The organism is Kitasatospora sp. NPDC048540, assembly GCF_040651175.1.
Classification (GTDB): domain Bacteria; phylum Actinomycetota; class Actinomycetes; order Streptomycetales; family Streptomycetaceae; genus Kitasatospora.
This window is the reverse complement of sequence record NZ_JBEZIR010000226.1, coordinates 1-6,676: the sequence shown is the minus strand read 5'-3', so window position 1 is coordinate 6,676 and position 6,676 is coordinate 1. Positions and strand designations below refer to the sequence as shown.

Sequence of the window (6,676 nt, the reverse complement as noted above, 5' to 3'; positions counted from 1 at the left end):
GTTGAAGCGGTCCTTGGCCCGTGGCCTGCAGGAGATCATCGGTCTCGACGAGACCGTTGAGACTCTCCACCCCGACCGCGGCCTGGGCCGCGGCCAGCCGGTCCTGGTCGCCGGCCAGCGCCTCGGCCTGCCCGGCCAGCGCGGCGGCGGCGAGCGCCGCCTCGCGGTGGCGGCGCTGCCGGTCGGCCAGTTCGGCTGCCCGCTCCCGCCGGTGCTGGGCCCCGCCGTGCTCCCGCTCGGCCCAGGTCAGTGCGGCGGACGCGACGGTGAGCTGCTCGGCGGCGCCGACCCGCAGGATCGCGGCCCAGCCGAGGACGGCGTCGGCGAGGCCGGCCGAGCCGGCGGCCGGGCCGTCCTCCGCCGGGAGCCACTGCTCCGCGGGCTCCGCCAGCGGGCCGGCCGCCTCCTCGGCCCGGGCCGCCAGCTCGCGCAGCCGCCGCCGGCCCTCGCGGACGGCGGCCTCCTGCTGCTGGCGCTGCTCACCGAGCCAGCGCTCCAGCAGCTCGAACCGGCGGGTGTCGAAGAGCCTGCCGAGCAGTTCGGCGCGCTGCTTGGAGTCGGCGCGCAGGAAGCGTGCGAAGTCGCCCTGCGGGAGCAGCACCACCTGGCAGAACTGGTCCCGGCTCATCCCGACCAGGTGCCGGATCTCCTCGCCGGCCTCCTGGTGGGACTTGCTGAGCGCCCGCCAGGCCGGCGCCCCGCCGCCCGGGTCGGCGACCGCCTCGCGCAGCAGGGTCTGCGGCTTCTCCACCGTCCAGCCGCTGCCGCGGCGCTTGGGACGGCGCTGCTCGGGGCTGCGGGTGATCTCCAGCCGCCGGCCGCCGAGGGTCAGCTCCAGCCGGACCTCGGTCAGCCGGTCGGGGGCGGCGTGGTCGCTGCGCAGCGGGTTGCCCTTGCGGGCACCGGGCACCTCGCCGTACAGCGCGAAGCAGACCGCGTCCAGGACGCTGCTCTTGCCGGCCCCGGTCGCGCCGCGCAGCAGGAACAGGCCGGTGTCGGCGAGCCGGTCGAAGTCGACCTGCTCGGTACCGGCGAACGGGCCGAAGGCGGTGACCGTCAGGTGGTGCAGCCTCATCGGGCCTCCTCCCGGGCTCGTTCGGTGCTCCGCCGGACCGCTTCCAGGCCCTCCACCAGCCAGGCGTGCTCGACCGCGTCGACCTCCCGGCCCGGCCGGACGTGCCGGACGAACCCTTCGGCGACCTCCAGGTCGGTCCGGCCACTGACCCGGGCCGCGTACGAGGCCTCGCCGTCACCGGTGCCGCCCTCGGGGTCGAACAGCAGCTGCAGGGTGTGCGGGAAGCGGCGGCGCAGCTCGTCCATCGGGTTGGCCGGGCGGGCCGGGTCGGTCAGCGTGGCCTGCACCCACGAGCCCTCGTGCGGGGTGTGCCGGGGGTCGGCCAGCAGGTCGGCGAGGGTGCCGCGGAGCCGGGCCAGCGGGCGCGGCACCGGGCAGTCGACGCGCTCGGCCTCGACGGAGCCGTCGGCGGCGAGGTCGACCAGCCACATGGACTTGCGGTGGTGCTCCTCGGAGAAGGAGTACGCCAGCGGGGAGCCGCTGTAGCGCAGGTGCGGGGCGAGGGTCTGGCTGCCGTGCAGATGGCCGAGGGCTGCGTAGTGGACGCCGTCGAAGACCGAGGCGGGCACGCTCGCCACCCCGCCGACCGTGATGTCGCGCTCGCTGTCGCTGGGCGCGCCGCCGGTGACGAAGGCGTGCGCCAGCACCACCGCCCTGGTCCCGGCCGGCCGGGCGGCCAGGTCGGCCCGGACGGCGTCCATCGCGGCGCCGAGCACTCGGTCGTGTCCGCCGCGGTCCAGCCCGAAGCGCTCGCGCACCAGCGCGGGCTCCAGGTAGGGCAGCCCGTACACGGCGACCGGTCCGTGCGCGTCGGAGAGCAGGACGGGCCGGGCGCAGCCGTCGGGGTCGGTGCGCAGGTGGATGCCGGCCCGGTCGATCAGCCGGGAGCCGACGCCCAGGCGGCGGGCCGAGTCGTGGTTGCCGCTGATGAAGACGGTGGGGACGCCGAGTCCGGCCAGCCGGAACAGCACGTCGTCGAAGAGCGCGACGGCGTCCAGTCCGGGCAGCGCGCGGTCGTAGACGTCGCCCGCGACCAGTACGGCGTCCACCCGCTCGGTGCGGACCACCTCGACCAGGTGGTCGAGGAACGCGCGCTGGGCGTCGTGCAGGCTCTCGCGGTGGAACGAGCGCCCGAGGTGCCAGTCCGAGGTGTGCAGCAGTCTCACGACCGGGCCACCACCCGCATGCTCGCCACGTCCGCTCCCTGTGCGTCGCCGCCGTCCGGCGGGGCCGACGGGACAGGGCCGGCCAGCACCGAGTATCACAGGAACCACCGACAACGCGGCCGTTGTGCCGGATCCGCCCCCGCCCTCCGGGGGCGTGGGTTATATGTGCGGCAGGTGCCCGCGGGCCCGCAGCTGCTCGCGGAGCGTGGACTGTCAGTGACGCTGTGTATGTTCCCGGGCGTGGGCGGTGCCGTCGCGGGCCGTCCGGCGACGACCTGCGCGGGGGCGGCCCGCGCGGTACGGAGGGAGTGGCCATGTCCAGGCAGCGCGGCAGCGGGCCGGGCCGGTCGGCGTACCGGGTGAGGGGCGGCCCGGGGCGGGCCGGGCACCGCGGGGGACGGTGGGGCCGGTGCGGTGCGCCGTTCCGGCAGCCCGTCGCGCTCGCGGTCGCCGCGCGGGCGGCGGACTTCGAGCGGCTGCGGGCGCTGGCGGTGTTCGGTGCCGCCGCGCACCCGCCCGCAGCGCACCCGCAGTACCTCTGCCGCACCGAGCGCCAGCTGCGGGCACTCGGCGGCCTCGGCCTGGAGGTCCACCTGCGGCTGCTGGACGCCGCCGGGTACCAGGACTTCTGCGCCGAGCGCCTGCTCGACCCGGCGGAGCCGGCGGCCCGGACGGCGTACGCGGCCGACCCGGACTACCCGGGGGAGCCGTTCGTCTACCGGGGCGAGCCGCTGGCCGAGCTGCTGCCGGCGCTGGTCGCCGACCACGACGACCGGCTGCGGATGCTCGCCGGGTGCAGCGCGCTGCTGGCCGCCGCGGAGCGGGCCGGCGGCGGTGCCGGGGTGCACGGGCGGGCGTCCGCGGCGCTCGGGTACGCGGGTGAGGTGCTGCTGGCGGTGGCGGCGGGCGCCGGCCCGGGGCGGCACCGCTTGGTGCTGCGGGCGGCGTCCCGGGCGGCCGGGGAGCTGGCGGCGGAGACGGAGCTGTCGGTGGCGCCGGGCCGGCTGTCGGTGGCGGGCCGGCCGGCGGAGGCGTTCTGCGTGACGCTCGCGGCCGCGCTGGCCGGGGCGGCGGAAGGGGAGTTGCTGCTCCACCGGGTGCTGCCGGAGGGCTCGGACGGCGGGGCGGCGGGCGTCGGGGCGGAGGTGCTTGGCTGGGCGGTCGCCGGGGGCGGCCTGCGGCCGATGGTGCTGCCGCCGGCCCGGGCGGCGCCGGTCGGGACCGGTCGGGTCCGCCCCGGCTTCCGGCTCCCCGTCCCGCCGCCGGGCCCCGGCTAGGTGCCGTCGCCCGACACCTCGCGCCGGAGTCGGACGAGTTCGCGGCGTCGGGGTACGTGCGGCGCACGGCGTCGCGCGCCCGGTGTGGGTGTCGGACACGGCCTCGGACCGGTGAGGGGCGTCGGGGCTCGGCCGGAGGTGGAACGGGTGGGCCCCCGAAGTCACGTGCCGATCCGATCCGATCCGTGCGGTCGGCCGGCCGCGCGGCGTCGGGCGGATGGGGTGGCCCGGGCACCGTCGGCAGCCCCGGTGGGACGAGTGCCGGTTCATCGGCCCGGCCGGCCGGGCCGGGAGCGGCGATTCGACCAGGGCGGTGGTGGCCCACTGCGAGAACGCTCCGCGGTCCCGCCGGTCCGGGCATGTCGCGGAGACGCCCCCTGTCCGGCGGTCCGGCGGTCCGGCGGAGGTCGGGGGAGCCGTGTCGGTCCGGTATCCCGGCCTCCGGCGAGGGCGAGGGCGAGGGCGTGGGCGCCGGGGGCGGGGCGCCCACTGGGGTGTCCTTGGCCTGCACGCCCCGGCGACGGCCGGGCCGCGTTGCGTCCTGACCGGCGGTCGGGCGGGGCCGTTGGGTGCGCCTTCGGCGGGAGGGTCGGCCCGGCCCGCGGGCGGAGGTTCTGTCCTCGACCTGTGGGCGTCGCCGCCGGCCGGGCCGCCTCGTGTCCCGGCCAGAGCTCCGGCGGAGCCTTGCGGGGCCGGTCGGTCCTCGGCCCGCGGGCGGCGGCGGCCGGGTGCCGGGGCGGGCGGCCCGGTGCTCCGGCCGTCCGTCCGGTGGCGGCTGGTCACCGCCGGTCCACGGTGGTGCGGCCGTGCCCCGGGCGGCGGTCCAGGGCTGTTCATCGACCGCCTGTTCGGGGAAGATCAACAGGCAGAGCGCGCGGCGGCCCCCACCGACCCGGCTCCGTGGCCCGGCGCCGGTCGTGGCCCCCGACGACCGACGACCGCCGGCCACAGCGCCCGCGACCCCACCCCGAAGGGAGACGCATGGGACACATCGAGTACAGCGCGGAGATCTCCGACCTGCTCGGCCGCGTACGGCGTCGCCCCACCGCGGGCTGGCCCTGGCGGCCGGGGGAGCCGGTTCCGGCGGGGCTGCCGGTGAAGCAGTCCTGGGGCTGGCTGTTCGCGCCCGACGGCCGGGTGCTCACCCTGGTCAACCCGAAGGACGGGATCGTCAGTCTTCCCGGTGGCTCGCTGGAGCCGGAGGACCGCGGGGACCCGGGTGCGGCGCTGGCCCGCGAGTCGGCGGAGGAGGCGCAGGCGGAGATCGGCCGTCCGCTGTACCTGGGCTACCTCTACGACCGGGTCGGTTCGGCCAACGGCGGTCATGAGTGCGCGCGGGTACGGATGGCGGCCGCGCTGCGCCGGGTCGGCCCGACCGTGCCCGATCCGGCCTCCGGCCGCCACTACCGCAGGCTGCTGGTCGCCCCCGGGCTGGCGGTCGAGCTGCTCGGCTGGGGTGCGCCGGGTCTGCGGCAGGCGCGGGCGGCGGTAGCCTGCGCGGTGGCCGGACTGGGTGTACCGGCCTCCGCGAACGAGGTCATCGAGGAACTGCCCGCGGCCGGCTGCCGTTTTGCCGAGACCCGCCCCGGCCCCAGGCCCTGACGTCCCGTCGCACGCCCACCGAACACCTCCGCTCTGCCCAGCCCCGCCCGACCCGGGAGCCGACCACCGTGACCACCCCCGCCCCCGCCCCCGCCCCCACCCCCACCGCCACCGCCCCCGCCCCCGCCCCGGGCCTGTTCCACCATGTCGAGCTCTGGGTCGAGGACCTGGCGCTGACCGAGGCGCAGTGGGGCCCGGTGCTGCTGGCGCTGGGCTGTGAGCCGTTCCAGCGCTGGGAGCACGGCCGCAGTTGGCGGCTCGGCCCGGCGTACCTGGTGGTGGAGCAGTCGCCGGCGCTGCTCCCCGGCGGGCACCAGCGGCTGCGCGCCGGGCTGAACCACCTGGCGGTGCACGGATCGCGGGCGGCGGTGGACGCCGCGCTGGCGGCCGGCTGGCAGCTGCGGGTGGACACCGGTACGGCGGTGCACCTGATCGACGGTCAGGGCTTCGAGCTGGAGATCGTGCTCGGCTGAGCCTGCCCGGCCGCCCTGGTTGCCCCGGCTGAGACCGTCCGGCTGGCACGGCCGGGGCCGCCCGGATGACGCACCGCCACTCCGCCACGGAGTCAACTCGGCGACTCCCAGGTTCTCCAGGGGAAAATTCATGCTCCGCCCGGCGGCAACTTTGGCATGACCACTATTCGGTTGGGCTACTGGCTGGTATCCAGAATGTGACCCACGTCACTCCACCGGAGGTGCTCATGCGCCATGTCCGTAGCCGTGCCCTGCCCGCAACCCTTGCGGCGGTGCTCCTCTCCCTCGTCACGCTGACCGCCGCCACCGACGCCAGTGCGGCGGCCGCCCGGTACGCGGCACTCGGTGACTCCTACTCCGCCGGTGTCGGCGCCGGCAGCTACCTGAGCGACAGTGGCAGCTGCAAGCGCAGCACCAACGCCTACCCCTATCTCTGGAAGAACGCCCACGGGCCGTCGGCCTTCTCCTTCGTGGCCTGCTCGGGCGCGCGCACCGGTGACGTGCTCAACAACCAGCTGTCGGTGCTGGACTCCTCGACCACGCTGGTCAGCATCACCATCGGCGGCAACGACGCGGGCTTCGCGGACACCATGCAGACCTGCGTGCTCAACAGCGAGAGCGCCTGCCTGAGCGCGGTCGCCGCCGCGAAGAACTACGCCACCACCACGCTGCCCGGCAAGCTCGACCAGGTCTACACGGCGATCCACAGCAAGGCCCCGAACGCGCACGTGGTGGTGCTCGGCTACCCCCACCTCTACAAGATCGGCGGAAGCTGCATCTTCGGCATCGGCGACACCAAGCGGGCGGCCATCAACGGCGCCGCCGACACCCTGGACGACGTGATCGCCAAGCGGGCGGCCAACGCGGGCTTCACCTTCGAGGACGTCAGAGGGCTCTTCACCGGCCACGAGATCTGCGCCAGCGGCACGGTGTGGCTGAACAGCACCACGCTCCCGGTCGACGAGAGCTACCACCCGAAGGCGGCCGGCCAGTCGGGCGGCTACCTGCCGGCCTTCACCGCCGGGGCCTGATCCGACCGGTCCTGCGGGCGCCGGCCCGCCGCGGTGTCGCCTTGGCCCGTAC

At 76.6% G+C, this 6,676-nt stretch carries 6 protein-coding genes; 4 read left to right on the top strand and 2 right to left on the bottom strand.

Features of this window, described 5'->3' with window-relative positions; translation table 11 throughout:
- A partial coding sequence (locus AB0D08_RS39970; protein WP_359895272.1) for an SMC family ATPase occupies positions 1-1,075 on the bottom strand: 1,075 nt, incomplete at its 3' end.
- On the bottom strand, positions 1,072-2,241 hold the full coding sequence (locus AB0D08_RS39965) for an exonuclease SbcCD subunit D (protein WP_359895271.1): 1,170 nt from the start codon (positions 2,239-2,241) through the stop codon (positions 1,072-1,074). The genes AB0D08_RS39965 and AB0D08_RS39970, both read right to left, overlap by 4 nt.
- Before the next feature lie 314 nt (positions 2,242-2,555).
- Between AB0D08_RS39965 and AB0D08_RS39960 the strand changes: the two genes are divergently transcribed.
- The 4 genes from AB0D08_RS39960 (at position 2,556) to AB0D08_RS39945 (ending at position 6,624) form a co-directional block, all read left to right on the top strand.
- Complete coding sequence (locus AB0D08_RS39960; protein ID WP_359895269.1) at positions 2,556-3,518, top strand: hypothetical protein; 963 nt, start codon at positions 2,556-2,558, stop codon at positions 3,516-3,518.
- A 981-nt stretch (positions 3,519-4,499) separates the two neighbouring features.
- Positions 4,500-5,120 carry a hypothetical protein gene (locus AB0D08_RS39955; protein WP_359895267.1) on the top strand — a complete coding sequence of 207 codons (621 nt, stop codon included), beginning with the start codon at positions 4,500-4,502 and terminating at the stop codon, positions 5,118-5,120.
- Between the two features lie 68 nt (positions 5,121-5,188).
- Positions 5,189-5,593, top strand: a complete 405-nt coding sequence (locus tag AB0D08_RS39950) for a glyoxalase (RefSeq protein WP_359895266.1) — start codon at positions 5,189-5,191, stop codon at positions 5,591-5,593.
- A 227-nt stretch (positions 5,594-5,820) separates the two neighbouring features.
- Complete coding sequence (locus tag AB0D08_RS39945) at positions 5,821-6,624, top strand: SGNH/GDSL hydrolase family protein (protein WP_359895264.1); 804 nt, start codon at positions 5,821-5,823, stop codon at positions 6,622-6,624.
- Positions 6,625-6,676: the final 52 nt, after the last annotated feature.

Bases quoted from the DNA above. Each gene is read 5' to 3' on its own strand.
- AB0D08_RS39945 (WP_359895264.1), top strand. From the start codon at position 5,821: ATGCGCCATGTCCGTAGCCGTGCCCTGCCCGCAACCCTTGCGGCGGTG.
- AB0D08_RS39960 (WP_359895269.1), top strand. From the start codon at position 2,556: ATGTCCAGGCAGCGCGGCAGCGGGCCGGGCCGGTCGGCGTACCGGGTG.
- AB0D08_RS39955 (WP_359895267.1), top strand. From the start codon at position 4,500: ATGGGACACATCGAGTACAGCGCGGAGATCTCCGACCTGCTCGGCCGC.